This is a genomic window from Sphingomonas lacusdianchii (genome assembly GCF_022664395.1).
Lineage (GTDB): Bacteria > Pseudomonadota > Alphaproteobacteria > Sphingomonadales > Sphingomonadaceae > Sphingomonas > Sphingomonas lacusdianchii.
In genome coordinates this window covers 419,913-433,976 of the sequence record NZ_JAKRET010000001.1, presented here as the reverse complement: position 1 = coordinate 433,976, position 14,064 = coordinate 419,913, and the positions used below count along the sequence as shown (strand labels likewise).

The 14,064-nt window shown below is 65.8% G+C and carries 15 protein-coding genes; 6 read left to right on the top strand and 9 right to left on the bottom strand.

Going from position 1 to position 14,064, the window contains the following annotated elements; genetic code table 11:
• Position 1: 1 nt before the first annotated feature.
• The 4 genes from MF607_RS02025 to MF607_RS02010 all read right to left on the bottom strand — a co-directional run bounded on the left by MF607_RS02025 (position 2) and on the right by MF607_RS02010 (position 3,685).
• Positions 2-1,015 (bottom strand): arginine N-succinyltransferase, encoded by a 1,014-nt coding sequence (locus tag MF607_RS02025; protein WP_242115725.1) that lies wholly within the window; start codon positions 1,013-1,015, stop codon positions 2-4.
• On the bottom strand, positions 1,012-2,217 hold the full coding sequence (locus tag MF607_RS02020; protein ID WP_242115724.1) for a hydrolase: 1,206 nt from the start codon (positions 2,215-2,217) through the stop codon (positions 1,012-1,014). Before MF607_RS02020 ends, MF607_RS02025 begins: the two co-directional genes overlap by 4 nt.
• A 27-nt stretch (positions 2,218-2,244) precedes the next feature.
• Positions 2,245-3,141, bottom strand: a complete 897-nt coding sequence (locus tag MF607_RS02015; RefSeq protein WP_242115723.1) for a DUF481 domain-containing protein — start codon at positions 3,139-3,141, stop codon at positions 2,245-2,247.
• A gap of 64 nt (positions 3,142-3,205) precedes the next feature.
• Complete coding sequence (locus MF607_RS02010; protein WP_242115722.1) at positions 3,206-3,685, bottom strand: RNA pyrophosphohydrolase; 480 nt, start codon at positions 3,683-3,685, stop codon at positions 3,206-3,208.
• Positions 3,686-3,747: 62 nt separating this feature from the next.
• On the opposite strand from MF607_RS02010, the gene MF607_RS02005 reads away from it, so the two are divergent.
• From MF607_RS02005 to MF607_RS01995, 3 genes are read left to right on the top strand one after another with little or no spacing between them, the layout of a single operon-like run.
• A complete protein-coding gene (locus MF607_RS02005) occupies positions 3,748-4,656 on the top strand; it encodes a histone deacetylase family protein (RefSeq protein WP_242115721.1) in 909 nt (302 codons plus the stop codon).
• A 10-nt stretch (positions 4,657-4,666) separates the two neighbouring features.
• Positions 4,667-6,031: a cryptochrome/photolyase family protein gene (locus MF607_RS02000; protein WP_242115720.1), complete on the top strand. Its 1,365-nt coding sequence runs from the start codon at positions 4,667-4,669 to the stop codon at positions 6,029-6,031.
• A gap of 42 nt (positions 6,032-6,073) precedes the next feature.
• A complete protein-coding gene (locus tag MF607_RS01995; RefSeq protein WP_242115719.1) occupies positions 6,074-7,273 on the top strand; it encodes an SAM-dependent methyltransferase in 1,200 nt (399 codons plus the stop codon).
• On the opposite strand, the gene MF607_RS01990 is transcribed toward MF607_RS01995, so the two are convergent.
• Both MF607_RS01990 and hisI read right to left on the bottom strand, forming a co-directional pair.
• Positions 7,262-7,729 carry a hypothetical protein gene (locus MF607_RS01990; RefSeq protein WP_242115718.1) on the bottom strand — a complete coding sequence of 156 codons (468 nt, stop codon included), beginning with the start codon at positions 7,727-7,729 and terminating at the stop codon, positions 7,262-7,264. The genes MF607_RS01995 and MF607_RS01990 overlap by 12 nt on opposite strands.
• Positions 7,726-8,085, bottom strand: a complete 360-nt coding sequence (gene hisI, locus MF607_RS01985; RefSeq protein WP_242115717.1) for a phosphoribosyl-AMP cyclohydrolase — start codon at positions 8,083-8,085, stop codon at positions 7,726-7,728. The genes MF607_RS01990 and hisI overlap by 4 nt, the downstream gene beginning before the upstream one ends.
• A 116-nt stretch (positions 8,086-8,201) precedes the next feature.
• Here hisI and purF point away from each other — a divergent pair, with 116 nt between their 5' ends.
• The 3 genes from purF to MF607_RS01970 all read left to right on the top strand — a co-directional run bounded on the left by purF (position 8,202) and on the right by MF607_RS01970 (position 11,005).
• A complete protein-coding gene (gene purF / locus MF607_RS01980) occupies positions 8,202-9,662 on the top strand; it encodes an amidophosphoribosyltransferase (RefSeq protein WP_242115716.1) in 1,461 nt (486 codons plus the stop codon).
• Positions 9,659-10,366 (top strand): SDR family NAD(P)-dependent oxidoreductase, encoded by a 708-nt coding sequence (locus MF607_RS01975; RefSeq protein ID WP_242115715.1) that lies wholly within the window; start codon positions 9,659-9,661, stop codon positions 10,364-10,366. Before purF ends, MF607_RS01975 begins: the two co-directional genes overlap by 4 nt.
• Positions 10,367-10,624: 258 nt before the next feature.
• Complete coding sequence (locus MF607_RS01970) at positions 10,625-11,005, top strand: hypothetical protein (protein WP_242115713.1); 381 nt, start codon at positions 10,625-10,627, stop codon at positions 11,003-11,005.
• A 176-nt stretch (positions 11,006-11,181) separates the two neighbouring features.
• Here the strand turns inward: MF607_RS01970 and MF607_RS01965 are convergent, their stop codons facing one another.
• The 3 genes from MF607_RS01965 to MF607_RS01955 form a co-directional block, all read right to left on the bottom strand.
• A complete protein-coding gene (locus MF607_RS01965) occupies positions 11,182-11,874 on the bottom strand; it encodes a prolyl hydroxylase family protein (RefSeq protein WP_242115919.1) in 693 nt (230 codons plus the stop codon).
• Positions 11,875-11,920: 46 nt separating this feature from the next.
• Complete coding sequence (mce, locus tag MF607_RS01960; RefSeq protein ID WP_242115712.1) at positions 11,921-12,337, bottom strand: methylmalonyl-CoA epimerase; 417 nt, start codon at positions 12,335-12,337, stop codon at positions 11,921-11,923.
• 141 nt (positions 12,338-12,478) lie between these two features.
• A complete protein-coding gene (locus tag MF607_RS01955; protein WP_242115711.1) occupies positions 12,479-14,005 on the bottom strand; it encodes an acyl-CoA carboxylase subunit beta in 1,527 nt (508 codons plus the stop codon).
• Positions 14,006-14,064: the final 59 nt, after the last annotated feature.

The window sequence follows — 14,064 nt, the reverse complement described above, 5'->3', positions numbered from 1 at the left end:
GTCACCGCCCCACATGACACAGCGTGTCGCCGACCTTGACGCCCAGCGCGCGTGCCGCCTCCGCGTCGATGACGATGCCGTCGTCACGCACCGTCACCTCGCCAAGACAGGCGCGGAAATCGGACAGCCGCCCGGTCGACAGCAGCGACGCCCTGCCGCCGCCATTGTCGATGCCCACGACCTTGCCCTCGCGCCGGTCGCGGATCGTCATGATCTGGTCGGTGCGCGCGGTCATGGTCGGCCCGCCATCGAAGATGTCGACGTAATTCTCATACGCAAAGCCTTCATTCTCCAGCATCCGCATCGCCGCGCGCCCGGTCGGGTGGGGCAGGCCGATGACGGCGCGCGCCGCCTCGGGCAGCATCGCGATATAGACCGGATGGCGCGGCATCAGGTCGGCGATGAACTGGTTGCCATGGATCGCATTGAACTGGTCGGCGTCCTGGAACGTCATCCCGAAGAAACGCCCGGCCACCCCGTCCCAGAAGGGCGATCCGCCCGCTTCGTCGATGATCCCGCGCAGTTCCGCGAGCACCCGGTCGGCAAAGCGCCCGCGATGCCGTCCGATGAACAGATAGCGCGATCGGGCGAGCAACAGCCCCAGCCCGCCGGCCCGCTCGCCCGGATGAAGGAACAGTCCGCCGACCTCGCTCGACCCTTCCAGATCGTTGACCAGATTGAGGATATCGGCACGGAACGTCCGCCCCAGCGCCTCGCTATGCTTGGTCAGCGTCGCGACGCGATAGGAATAGAAGGGCCAGCGCTGCCCGACCTTCGTAAACACCTGACAGGTGCCGCGCACCTCGCCGGTATCGATATTCTCCAGCACCAGCACGAACACCTCGTCGCGCGGGGTGTCTTCCTCATGGCTGAAGGCGATGGCGCTGCGCTCCAGCCGGGTGGTCAGCGCATTGCGATCGGGCGGCAGGTTAGTGAACCCGCCCCCGGTCAGCTTCGCCATTTCATAGAGATATTTCAGGTCTTCTTCGCGAGCTGCGCGGATACGAAACGTCACAATCCCCCCTGTGCCACGATACGCGATATGGCGACCGCCGACAGCGCGGCACGTTCGGCCAGGCTGTCGACGATCATATATTCCTCCGCCGAATGGATCGCGCCGCCGCGCACCCCCATCGTGTCGATCACCGGCACGCCCTGCGCGGCGATGTTGTTGCCGTCGCACACCCCGCCGGTGTCGCGCCAGCCGATCGGAATCGACAGGTCGCGGCCGACCGCATGTACCAGCGCGAACAGCTTCGCGGCCCCGGCATCGATCGGCTTGGGCGGCCGGTTGAAGCTGCCATGCACCGCGACGCCGACGTCATGGGCGGCTGCGACCATCGCCGTCGCCGCGTCGATCTGCGATCGGGCGCGGGCGATCTCGTCGCTCCCATGCGGTCGGAAATTGACCCGCAGCACCGCATGGTCGGGCACGACATTGTTCGGCCCGCCGCCCTCGATCCGCGCCGGATTGACCGCCAGCCGCGGCCCCTTCGCCGCATGGAGCCTGAGCGCGATATCGGCGGCGGCGACGATGGCGTTGCGCCCTTCCTCCGGGTTGCGGCCGGCATGGGCGCTGCGCCCGCTGACCACGATCGAGAAATTGCCGGTCCCCCCGCGCGCGCCGGCCAGCGTCCCGTCGGGCAGCGCCGGCTCATAGGTGAAGGCCGCGACCTTGCCCGCCGCCATCGTCTCGATCAGCCTCGCCGATGCGAACGATCCGGTCTCTTCGTCGGAATTGATGACCACGTCATAGCCGAAGCGATCGCCGATCCCCGCCGCCTCGACCGCCTTCAGCGCGGCGAGCATCACCGACAAACCGCCCTTCATATCGGCGGCACCGGGACCGTTCAGTGCCCCGTCGGGCAGGTATCGCGCAGTCTGGAACGCATGATCCGCGCCGTACACCGTGTCCATATGCCCAGTGAACAGCATGCGGACGGGCGCCTCGGGCCGTACGCGCAGCAGCAGGTGGCGGCCATGGTCGATTGCCCGGACCTTGCCGTCGCTGTCGACCGTCTCCACGGGATCGGGATCGAGCAGTTCGACCGTGCCGGGCAGCGCTGCGAAGTCGTCGGTCAGCAGCCCCGCCATCGTCGCCAGTCCGGACAGGTTGCGCGTGCCGCTATTGACCGCGACCCATTGCTCGACCTGTGCCTGCATCGCCGCGGCGTCGATCCTATCGATCAGAGCGGCGTCTTCATACGTCCCAACCATGCCCCGGTGTAACCGGGATCGGTCGCTTCAGAAAGCATAGACCAAAGATGCACGCCCGGTGGTGTCGGTATTGACGCGCCCCACCGGCGGGCGGCTTTCATACTGGATGTTGTACGACAGCCGCGCCGATAATGGTCCCAGCAGCTTGGCATCGACCGCGGTCAGGCTGGTGACGGTGCTGTTCGCCGCCTGCACATAGGCCGACGTATCCTGCCTGAGCGTCAGGGCAGGGGTCATCCGCCAGTCGAAATCGACTGATCCGCGCGCCGCGAGATTGCGCTCGACATTGCCGGTGGTGAACGAGGTGTGCCGGAATGCCGGCCCGAGTTCGAGGTCGAGCGTCACCGGCCCCCGGGCGAGCGCGGTATAGCCCGCCCCGCTCGACGCCGAATAGCGGTCGTAATAGCCGAAGAACCTGTCCGACTCATATTGCGCGGCGCCGTAGATATAGAGCCGGTCGTCGACCTTGTAGTTGGGTTCGAACGCGCCGAGATAATGTTCGCGCGACGGAATGCCGTTATTTTCCTGATAGTCCGCCTGCAATTTCAGCTTGTGGCGCCAGCGATAGCCCTCACGCGACAGGTCGAGCACGGCGGTGATGCCGAGATTGTCCGAATTGCCGCTGTTCACCCAGCCGCCAACTTCGGCGCGTCCCTTGACCAGTGCCCCGAACGATGCGGTGCGCAGCCGCTTCTCGGTCTTTTCGGTCCGTTCGAACGTGTAATGCGACGCTAGGTCGGCGATCTTCTGCGAATGTTTCGGCGCTGCCTTGCGCGCATAGCGGACGATCGTCGCGACGTCGTTGTCGTTGCCCGACGCCATCGCCTCCTCCAGCATCGTCCGGATCTCGATCGGCAGATCGGGTTCGGGCGGCGGTTCCGCGAAATACAGGCCGAGCGGCAAGAGGAGCGCGGGATTGGGCATCACCGCTCGCTATAGCCGATCGCCTGTCGACCGGCTGAACCGTTCATCGCAGCTTTGGCGCGGTTCACCGATGCAGGTGCTCGGCGAAGGCCGCGAGAACCTGTTCGTATAAGGTCTTCTTGAACGGCACGATCATCGTCGGCAGATCGGCGGGATCGGCCCAGCGCCATGCGCGGAATTCCGGCTCGGGCGTCGCGATGTCGATATCGCCATCCTCGCCTTCGAACGCGAACAGGAACCAGCGCTGCCGCTGCCCGCGCCATTTCCCCTTCCAGATGCGGCGGATCATGTCGTCGGGCAGGTCGTAGACGAATTCGCCCGGTGCCTCGGCGATCAGCCTTACCTTGTCGGGCATCACCCCGGTTTCCTCGCGGAGTTCGCGGACCGCGGCGTCGATCGCTTCCTCGCCCTCGTCGATTCCGCCCTGCGGCATCTGCCATGCCTCCAGCGTCGAATCGAGCCGCTGTCCGACGAACACCTGTCCGTCGCGGTTCATCAGCATTACGCCGGCACAAGGGCGATAGGGGAGGCTGGTCTTGTCCATGCCCGCTTCCTATCCGCGCCTCGCCGCTTTTGCGAGGACCAACGGCATCTTATCTCTGCCATGTGATCCACGTTATCCACCACCCGCATTACGTCGCCGAAAGCCCGCCGGGCAGTCGCTATCGCTGGGGCAAGAATGGCCTCGTCCGCGATCTGCTGCGCGAGATGGGGCCGTCGATCGACTGGCACGAACCCGAACCGATGCCGCGTCGCTGGATCGAGGCGGTACATGACGACAGCTATGTCGCCGAGGTGATCGAGGCGCGCGTGCCCCCGGCCAAGGAACGCCGCATCGGTTTCGCCGTCACCCGGCCCATGGCACTGCGTGCGGTCGCGGTTCCCGGCGGCACCTATGCCGCCGCGCGCGTCGCGATGGCGCGGGGCTATGCTGCCAACACCGCCGGCGGCAGCCACCATGCGCTGGCCGATACCGGCGCGGGCTATTGCGTGTTCAACGACCTCGCCATCGCCGCGCACCGGCTGGTCGATGAAGGGACGTGCGACCGGGTGCTGGTGATCGATGTCGACGTGCATCAGGGCGACGGCACTGCCTCGCTGCTCGCCGGTCGTACCGGCCTCGCCACCTATTCGATCCATGCCGAAAAGAATTTTCCGGCGCGAAAGGCGCGCTCGACGCTCGATATCGGTCTGGCCGACGGGGTCGGCGACGACGAATATCTCTCGACGCTGGCGGCGACGCTTGTCCCGCTGATTGACAGTTTCGCGCCGTCGCTTCTGCTCTATCAGGCGGGGGTCGATCCCTTTGCCGACGACCGGCTGGGGCGGTTGTCGCTCAGCCAGGCGGGGCTGAACGAACGCGACCGCTGGATCGGACAGTTGGCGAAGGCGCGCGGTCTGCCGATCGCCAGTGCCCTGGGCGGCGGCTATGGCGACCTGCTCGAAGTCGCGCATCGCCATGTCGCGTCGATCGTCGCCGTGGCGCAGGGAACCGGGATCGTCGTGCAGGCGTAACGCCTTGCGCATGACCGAACCCGTCCTCCTCTGGCTCCGCCAGGACCTCCGCCTGCGCGACCAGCCCGCGCTCGTCGCCGCCGTCGAAGCAGACGCCGTCATCCCGGTCTATATCTTCGACGACCAAAGCCCCGGCGATTGGGCGATCGGCGGCGCGCAATGCTGGTGGCTGCACCACAGCCTCGCCGCCATGGACGATGCGCTGCAGGCGAAGGGATCGCGCCTGATCCTGCGCCGGGGCGAGGCCGTCACCGAACTGCGCAAGCTGATGCACGACACCGGTGCGAACCATGTCCACGCCATGCGCCATTACGAACCCTGGTGGGTCAAGGCGCAGGACGAACTGGGCGACGATCTGACGCTGCACGACGGCAACCATCTTCGTCCGCCCGAATGCGTCCGCACAGGCTCTGGCGGCATGTTCAAAATCTATTCCTCCTATTGGAAGGCGCTGAACCAAATGCTGCCTCCGGACGAACCTCTGGCGATGCCACGCGCCATCCCCGCGCCCTCGAAATGGCCCAAGTCCGACAAGCTTACCGACTGGAAACTGCTGCCGACCAAGCCGGACTGGTCGACCGCTTTCGGCAAATCGTGGCAACCGGGCGAGGACGGCGCGTTGAAAGCCCTCAAATCCTTCGCCTCCCGCCTCGACGACTATGCCGAGGCGCGCAACCTGCCCTCGATCGATGGCAGCTCGAACCTGTCGCCGCACCTCCATCATGGCGAGATTTCCCCGCGACAGGTCTGGGCTGCGCTCGACGAGCCGGGCGACAGCCTGACCACCTATCGCAAGGAACTGGCGTGGCGCGATTTTTCCAGCGGCGTCATCCTGTCGATGCCCGACTATGCCGACGCCAACGGCCGCCCGCGCTACGACAAGCTGAAATGGCGCAGCGGCGTAGCGGCGAACCGCGATTTGAAGGCATGGCAACAGGGCCGCACCGGCTATCCGCTCGTCGACGCCGGGATGCGTCAGCTCTGGCAGATCGGCTGGATGCACAATCGCGTGCGGATGATCGCCGCGTCCTTCATCATCAAACATCTGCTGATCGACTGGCGTGAGGGCGAGCGCTGGTATTGGGACTGTCTGGTCGATGCCGATTTCGGCAACAATGCCGTCAACTGGCAATGGGTCGCCGGCACCGGTGTCGATTCGAACATGTTCGGCCGGATCATGGCGCCGCTGACCCAGTCGGAGAAGTTCGACGCCGCCGACTATATCCGCCGTTGGGTGCCCGAACTGGCGCATCTGTCGGACGAGGTGATCCACGATCCCGATGCCGCCGGTTGCCGGCCGAAGGATTATCCCGAAAAGATCATCGACCATCGCGAGGCACGCGAACGGGCACTGGCGGCGGCGCGCGGCATCTGATCCCCCTTGCCGGCGCGCGTGCGTCGTGCATGAAGGCGCGCGATGTCGTCCGACCGCTACCGCATCCTTTCCCCCTTGTTTCGCCGGGCCTTGGCCCGGATCGATGCCGGCCTGACCACCGGCGCGATCCACGCGACCTTGCCTGATGGCAGCACCCGCCGGGTCGGCGGCCATGCGCCGGGGCCGGTGGCAGTGGTCGTCCTGCACCGCTGGCGGGCGATGTGGCGGTTGGCGCGGGGCGGATCGGCCGGCTGGTACGAAGCATGGGCCGATGGCGACTGGTCCAGCCCCGATCCGGTCCCGCTGTTCGACCTGTTCATGCGCAATGCCGAAACGCTCCGCAGTTCGGCTCGCGCGGGCGGCGTATCGCGCCTGCTGCGCCGCCTCGCCCACCGCGCGCGGCGCAACGACCGACCCGGCGCCCGCGCCAACATCGCCGCGCATTACGACCTCGGCAACGACTTCTACCGCGAATGGCTCGACCCGACGCTGACCTATTCCAGCGCGATGTTCGACGGCGCGACTGGGCTTGTCGCCGCGCAGCGCAACAAGCTGACCGCGATCCTCGACCGTACCGCTACCCGCCCCGGCGACCGCATCCTCGAAATCGGCTGCGGCTGGGGATCGTTCGCCCGGACCGCGGCGGATGCAGGGCGGCAGGTCGACGCCATCACCCTGTCGACCGAGCAGAAGCGCCATGTCGACGCCCTTGCGCTCCCCGGCGTCACCGTATCGCTGACCGACTATCGTGACGTCACCGGCACCTATGATGCGATCGCCAGCATCGAGATGGTCGAGGCGGTCGGCCGCGAATATTGGCCCGCCTATCTCGACGCCATCGCCGCGCGCCTGAAACCCGGCGGTCGCGCCGCGATCCAGTATATCGCCATCGCCGAGCCGCTGTTCGATGCCTATGCGCGCAATGTCGACTTCATCCAGGCGCATGTCTTTCCGGGCGGCATGTTGTTGTCCGAACCGCGCTTCCGTGCGCTTGCCGAGTCACGCGGCCTCGCTTGGCGCGACGTCCGCCGCTTCGGCCTCGACTATGCGGAGACGCTGCGCCTTTGGCGGCAGGCGTTCGACAAGGCCCGCGCCGAAGGCCGCCTGCCGATGATCGACGACCGCTTCGCCGATCTGTGGCGCTACTATCTGATGTATTGCGAAGGCGGCTTTCGTGGTGGCGGCATCACCGTGGCGCAGGTCACGCTGGTCAAACGACAGGGCGCCGAGTCACCCGCATAACTGCCGACCCTTGGGATCGCGCAGCGCCGCCGCCTCCGACCCACTGTCGCTCAGCCGGTCGACCTCGAACCCCGCCAGCGAAGCGCGCCGGGTACATAGCCGCCGGCACGCCGCCGGCACCGCGCCGGCAAGGCGGATATGGTCTCCGTCATACGCCGCCCCGAACGTACAGCCGCCGCCAAGGTCGATTCGCAGCGACTCTCCCTCGCGGGTGAAGCTTCCATGCCCGCTGCATCCGATATCGTCGCCATAATCGACGAACATCCCGATCCGATCGCCGGCAATGCACAGCCGGTCGTCCTCCCGCGCATACAGCCCGGTCGGCGTCGCCGTCGCCGGATCGCGCACCACGCCGCGCGCGATCGCTGCTTCCTCCAGCGTGGCTGTAGCGCTGTCGGTCGTAGCGGATGGCGAACATCCCGCCAGCAGCAGTGCCGCCGCGATCCACAGTCTCACGTCACGGGCACCAGCCGATCGCCCTCGATCCGCCGGAAGAAACAACTGTCCGCCCCGGTATGGCACGCCGGCCCCGCCGGCTCGCACCGCAGCCACAGCGCATCCTGATCGCAATCGATCCGCGCCTCGACCACGTGCAGGACGTTGCCGGACGTCTCACCCTTCTTCCACAGCCGCCCGCGGCTGCGCGACCAGAAGGTCGCCTCGCGCGTCTCCAGCGTCAGGCGCAGGGCTTCGTCGTTCATGAAGGCGACCATCAGCGGTTCGCCGCTGACGGCATCGACGGCGATGGCGGTCAACAGCCCGTCGGCATCGAATTTCGGGTTGAGCACCAGTCCGGTATCGCGATTGTCCATCGCCGCAACTCCTATCGCCGATCATGGTTCCGCCGCAATCGACGATCAAAGGGCGACAAATCGATTCCGCCTGCCTATATGGCAGCCGTGTGACACGCTTATCCCCGGAAGGGCCTATGTTCACCACCCATCCATTCGACGACGACAAGCTGCGTGAAGAGTGCGGCATTTTCGGTGTATCCGGCGCGGACGGCGCTGCGGCGCTGGTGGCTCTCGGCCTCCACGCGCTCCAGCATCGTGGGCAGGAAGCGGCCGGCATCTGCAGCTGGGACGGGGCGATGTTCCATACCCAGCGCGCGCAGGGCCATGTCGCGGGCAATTTCGATCGCCCCGACGTGATCGAATCGCTGCCCGGCGCCACCGCCTGCGGCCATGTCCGCTATTCGACCACCGGCGAGACGTCGAACCGCAACATCCAGCCGCTCTATGCCGAACTGGCGTCGGGTGGGTTCGCGGTGGCGCATAACGGCAATCTTTCCAACGCGATGCGACTGCGGAAGGATCTGGTCCGCACCGGATCGATCTTCCAGTCGACCAGCGATACCGAAGTCATCATCCACCTGGTCGCGACGTCCAATTATCGGACGCTGCTCGACCGGTTCATCGATGCGCTGAAGCAGGTCGAGGGCGCCTATTCGCTGATCTGCATGACGCCCGAGGGGATGATCGCCTGCCGCGACCCTCTCGGTATCCGGCCGCTGGTGATGGGCAAGCTCGGCGACGACGCCTATATCTTCGCCTCCGAAACCGTTGCGCTCGACGTGGTCGGCGCCGAGTTCGTCCGCGAGGTCGAACCCGGCGAACTGGTCATCGTCAAGAACGGTGAACTGCGCTCGATTCGCCCGTTCGCGCCGCTATCCCCGCGTCCCTGCATCTTCGAATGGGTCTATTTCTCGCGCCCCGATTCGATCAGCGACGACCGCTCGATCTATTCGGTGCGCAAGGCGATCGGTGCCGAACTGGCACAGGAAAACCCGGTCGAGGCCGATCTGGTCATCCCGGTCCCCGATTCGGGGGTCCCCGCCGCGATCGGTTATGCGCAGGCGTCGGGCATCCCGTTCGAACTCGGCATCATCCGCTCGCACTATGTCGGCCGAACCTTCATCCAGCCGGGCGACAAGGTCCGCCATCTGGGCGTCAAGCTGAAGCACAATGCCAACCGCAAGCTGATCGAGGGCAAGCGCATCGTGCTGATCGACGATTCGATCGTGCGCGGCACGACCAGCCTGAAGATCGTGCAGATGATGCGCGATGCCGGCGCGGCCGAAGTGCATATGCGCATCGCCTCGCCGCCGACCCGGCACAGCTGCTTCTACGGCGTCGACACGCCCGAACGCGCCAAACTGCTCGCCGCCAAATTCGATCTCGGCGGCATGACCGACTATATCCAGGCGGACAGCCTTGCCTTCGTTTCGATCGACGGGCTGTACCGGGCGCTCGGCGAAGCATCGCGCACCTCGGTCCGTCCGAAATATTGCGACGCCTGCTTCACCGGCGACTATCCGACCCCGCTGACCGATCAGGACGAAACCAGCTCGGTCGATCAACTCGCGGTGCTGGCCGAACGCGTCGGATGAGCGATCGTCTGAAGGGGCAGCTGGCCCTCGTCACCGGTGCCAGCCGCGGCATTGGTGCCGCCACCGCCATCGCGCTCGCGGCGGAGGGCGCCCACATCATCCTGACCGCGCGCACCACCGGCGGGCTGGAGGAGGTCGAGGACGCGATCTACGCCGCCGGCGGGTCGGCGACGATCGCGCCCGTCGACCTCTATGACCGCACCGCCATTCCGCAACTGGTGTCGGCGATCGCCGAACGCTGGCGCGCGCTGGACATGCTGGTGCTCAACGCCGGTGCGCTGGGTACGTTGGGGCCGGTGCCGTCGTTCGATCTCAAGGAATTCGACAAGGTGATGGCGCTCAACGTCACCGCCAATGCCGCGCTGATCGCCGCCTTCTCGCCGATGCTGCGCCTTGCCCGGTCGGGTAGGGTGGTCGGCGTAACCTCTTCGGTCGGCGCCGCCCCGCGTGCCTATTGGGGCATGTACGGCGCGTCGAAGGCGGCGTTCGACAACATTATCGCCAGCTACGGGCTGGAAATGGCGAACATCTCGCCGGTCCGCACCGCGATCGTCGATCCCGGTGCTACCCGGACGAAGATGCGCGAGCGTGCCTATCCCGGCGAAGATCCTCAGTCGGTAAAACCGCCCGAGCGCGTCGCCGATGCGATCGTGCGGTTGATGGCTGACGGTTTTGACAGCGGCACCCGTATCCGCGTCGACTGAAGCGCGGTTCGATATAGCTTGAGATCAAACGTCACCCCAGCGAAGGCTGGGGTCTCCCGGTAATAGCACACTGCAAGAGCCGCATGAGACCCTAGCCTACGCTGGGGTGACGTCCCTCTCGAAGGCGCAGTACGGCACCGTTCGCGCAAGGTTCCTCACCCCAGCGAAAACAAATAGTTGGTCCCAGCCGGGGCCGGCTCCGGCCTCGCTCGTTGTCCGGCGGCTGCGCGTGCAGCTTGCCGTTCGAGGAGCCTTTGCATGGCCGTTAAATTCGCTGGAACGATGAACGCGATCAATCGCGGACTGGACGAAACCAAGCCCGCCAAGGGCGCGACGATGATCGAGGATTGGGAAGCGGCGCTGGCCGACACCGATGTGCCGGGGGCCAAGGGCATCCTGCGCGACCTCGCCTCGCTGCGCAAGCAACTGGAAAAGGACGCACCCGACAGCGATCGGGTCCACGATCTGCTTCACCGCCTCGGCGCGGCGACCACCCGGATCGCCGAGAAATCCGACAAGCAGCAGGACAAGCTGCGCGCGCTTGGCGAAGCGTTGAGCGAAGCGGGCGAGGAAGCACCCGACGAGGAAGAAGACACCGAAGCCGCCGCCGCGCCGAAGCGGGCGCGCAAGAAGGCGTGAGGCTCAGGCGGCGGTTCGTTTCCCGACGATCTGCCGCCCCGCTTTCGCTTTCCTACAGCCTCACCAGGGGCCATCATCGTCACCCCGGACCCGGTCCGGGGTGGCGTGGTGCTTTGGGACAGAAGACAGTGCCACGCGAAATTGTGGCAAGTGTGAACTTCGTGAACTTTGGCGGCTCAGGGCTGTACCGTCGGCGTCCATGGCCGCTCGCGAAACCACTTGGTTATGATGTACTTGGTCCCTTCGACCACTGCCATGCCCTCGTGCAGCGTCGACAGATTGGGGCTGCCATCGGCGTTCATGTTGTTCCACGCGACCAGCATGCCCGGACGCGGGTTGAAGCGGACCCCGGCGATCGGAAACCACGTCGCGCCGCCTTGGTCGACCTCGTTCAGATAGACCATCGCCGTCCAGGTCCGCTGCCCGCCCTGTACCGCCATCGACGCCCAATAACGTTCGTTCTCGTTGAAATAATCGCCATGCGCCCGGAATTGCTGTCCCGGGGCGTAACGCTGCCCCTGCATCGTCTCGCCATATTCGGGCGGGATGCCCAACAGATGCGCGATCCGCTCGTCGATCGGTTGCAGCTCGGGGTGCCAGCGGTCGAGGTCGCAGCTGTCCGACGTCCGGAAATTCGGATCGTTGCTGCTCGTCAGCAACGTCGACTTGCGCCGTCCGGCATCGATCGTCGCCATCAGCAGCTCGCATTCATCCTCCGACAGAAAGTCGGGGAGCGCGAACAGCACCGCCGCCTCGGTCTTGGCACGGCGGATGCCCGGGATGGCGGCAAGCCTCGTCTCGACCGTCCGGCCCCATTCTGCCCGGACGGGGGAGGGGCCACCGGGCGCTTTGCGGACAGGGGTGTTCATCACCGGGGTTGAACCAGATAGCGGCCGGAGTGTCGAGGGGGACCGGTCAGTGACCGGCCGGTGTCTCCATCAACTCGATCAACACCCCGCCCATGTCGCGCGGATGGACGAAGACGATCGGCGTCCCGTGCGCCCCGATCCGCGGCATGCCCAGCACCCGCGCGCCCTTCGCCGTCAGGTCGGCGATAGCGGCATGGATATCGGCGACCTCGAAGCACAGGTGATGCTGTCCTCCCGCCGGATTCCTGGCCAGAAAGCCGGCGATCGGCGAGCTGTCGTCATACGGCTCGATCAGTTCGATCTGCGTATTAGGCGCATCGATGAAGCAGACCTTCACCCCTTGCGCGGGCAGGTCGAACGGCGCGCCAATGGCATCCGCGCCCAGAATATCGCGATACATCGCGATCGACGCGGTGATCGACGGCGTAGCGACCCCGACATGGTTCAACCGGCCAAGGCTCATAAATCCTCCCCGGCACGGGGAGGGGGACCGTCCGCGCAACGGATGGTGGAGGGGGATGTCAGCGAAGCGCAACCGTAGCGATGCAGGCCACCCCCCTCCACCAGCTGCGCTGGTCCCCCTCCCCGCAAAGCGGGGAGGATTTTAGAGCGGAATATTGTCATGCTTCTTCCATGGGTTTTCCAGCTTCTTGTTCCGCAGCTTGCGCAGACCCAGTGCCACCCGCCGCCGCGTCGAATGCGGCAGGATCACCTCGTCGATGAACCCCTTGCTCGCCGCCACGAACGGGTTGGCGAAGCGCGCCTCATATTCCGCCGTCCGCGCCGCGACCTCTTCCGGATCCTTCGACCGGAAGATGATCTCGACCGCGCCCTTCGCACCCATCACCGCGATCTCGGCGGTCGGCCACGCATAATTCAGGTCGCCACGCAGATGCTTCGACGCCATCACGTCATAGGCCCCGCCATAGGCCTTGCGGGTGATGACCGTGATCTTCGGCACCGTCGCCTCGGCATAGGCGAATAGCAGCTTCGCGCCATGCTTGATGATGCCCGAATGCTCCTGGCCCACCCCCGGCAGGAAGCCCGGCACGTCGACAAAGGTCACGATCGGTATCTCGAACGCATCGCAGAAGCGTACGAACCGTGCCGCCTTCTTCGACGAATTGATGTCGAGACACCCGGCCAGCACCATCGGCTGGTTGGCGACGATGCCGACGGTCCGTCCCTCGATCCGTCCGAAGCCGATGATGATGTTGCCGGCATGCGCCGGCTGCAGTTCGAAGAACTCGCCATCGTCCAGCGTCCGCACGATCAGCTCGTGCATGTCATAGGGCTGGTTCGCGCTCGGCGGGATCAGCGTGTCGAGGCTGGGTTCGATCCGGTCCCATGGATCGTCGCTCGGCCGCGCCGGCACGCCGCTGCGATTGTTGGCGGGCAGGAAGTCGACAAAGTCGCGCGCCGCCAGCAGCGCCTCGATATCATTTTCGAACGCGCAATCGGCAACCGACGACTTGGTGGTGTGGGTGATCGCCCCGCCCAGTTCCTCCTGGGTCACCACCTCGTTCGTCACCGTCTTCACCACGTCGGGCCCGGTCACGAACATGTAGCTCGAATCCTTCACCATGAAGATGAAGTCGGTCATGGCCGGCGAATAGACCGCACCGCCCGCGCATGGCCCCATGATCAGGCTGAGTTGCGGCACGACGCCCGACGCCAGCACGTTGCGCTGGAACACCTCGGCATAGCCGCCGAGCGATGCGACGCCCTCCTGGATGCGGGCGCCACCCGAGTCGTTCAGCCCGATGACCGGCGCGCCGACCTTCATCGCCATATCCATGATCTTGCAGATCTTCTGCGCATGGCGTTCGGACAGCGACCCGCCGAACACGGTGAAGTCCTGGCTGAAGACATAGACCAGCCGACCGTTGACCGTGCCCGACCCCGTCACCACCCCGTCGCCCGGAACGACCTGCGCCGGCATGCCGAAATCGACGCAGTTATGTTCGACATACATGTCGAGTTCCTCGAACGACCCTTCGTCGAGGAACACGTCCAACCGTTCGCGCGCGGTCAGCTTGCCCTTGGCATGTTGCGCGGCGACGCGTTTCTCACCGCCGCCGGCACGGGCTGCCTCGCGCCGCTGTTCCAACGCTTCGAGTGCTTCGAGCATCGTCTCTCCCTGGCCCCTTGATGGGCGTTTCCGCCCTTGTGCCAGCAGGACGCGGCAAA

What these genes read in the sequence shown, in the direction of transcription:
- MF607_RS01965 (WP_242115919.1), bottom strand. Translation starts at nt 11,874, where the DNA reads ATGAACACCCCTGTCCGCAAAGCGCCCGGTGGCCCCTCCCCCGTCCGG.
- MF607_RS01970 (WP_242115713.1), top strand. Translation starts at nt 10,625, where the DNA reads ATGGCCGTTAAATTCGCTGGAACGATGAACGCGATCAATCGCGGACTG.
- MF607_RS01955 (WP_242115711.1), bottom strand. Translation starts at nt 14,005, where the DNA reads ATGCTCGAAGCACTCGAAGCGTTGGAACAGCGGCGCGAGGCAGCCCGT.
- purF (WP_242115716.1), top strand. Translation starts at nt 8,202, where the DNA reads ATGTTCACCACCCATCCATTCGACGACGACAAGCTGCGTGAAGAGTGC.
- MF607_RS01995 (WP_242115719.1), top strand. Translation starts at nt 6,074, where the DNA reads ATGTCGTCCGACCGCTACCGCATCCTTTCCCCCTTGTTTCGCCGGGCC.
- MF607_RS02010 (WP_242115722.1), bottom strand. Translation starts at nt 3,685, where the DNA reads ATGGACAAGACCAGCCTCCCCTATCGCCCTTGTGCCGGCGTAATGCTG.
- MF607_RS02015 (WP_242115723.1), bottom strand. Translation starts at nt 3,141, where the DNA reads ATGCCCAATCCCGCGCTCCTCTTGCCGCTCGGCCTGTATTTCGCGGAA.
- mce (WP_242115712.1), bottom strand. Translation starts at nt 12,337, where the DNA reads ATGAGCCTTGGCCGGTTGAACCATGTCGGGGTCGCTACGCCGTCGATC.
- MF607_RS01975 (WP_242115715.1), top strand. Translation starts at nt 9,659, where the DNA reads ATGAGCGATCGTCTGAAGGGGCAGCTGGCCCTCGTCACCGGTGCCAGC.
- hisI (WP_242115717.1), bottom strand. Translation starts at nt 8,085, where the DNA reads ATGGACAATCGCGATACCGGACTGGTGCTCAACCCGAAATTCGATGCC.
- MF607_RS02000 (WP_242115720.1), top strand. Translation starts at nt 4,667, where the DNA reads ATGACCGAACCCGTCCTCCTCTGGCTCCGCCAGGACCTCCGCCTGCGC.
- MF607_RS02020 (WP_242115724.1), bottom strand. Translation starts at nt 2,217, where the DNA reads ATGGTTGGGACGTATGAAGACGCCGCTCTGATCGATAGGATCGACGCC.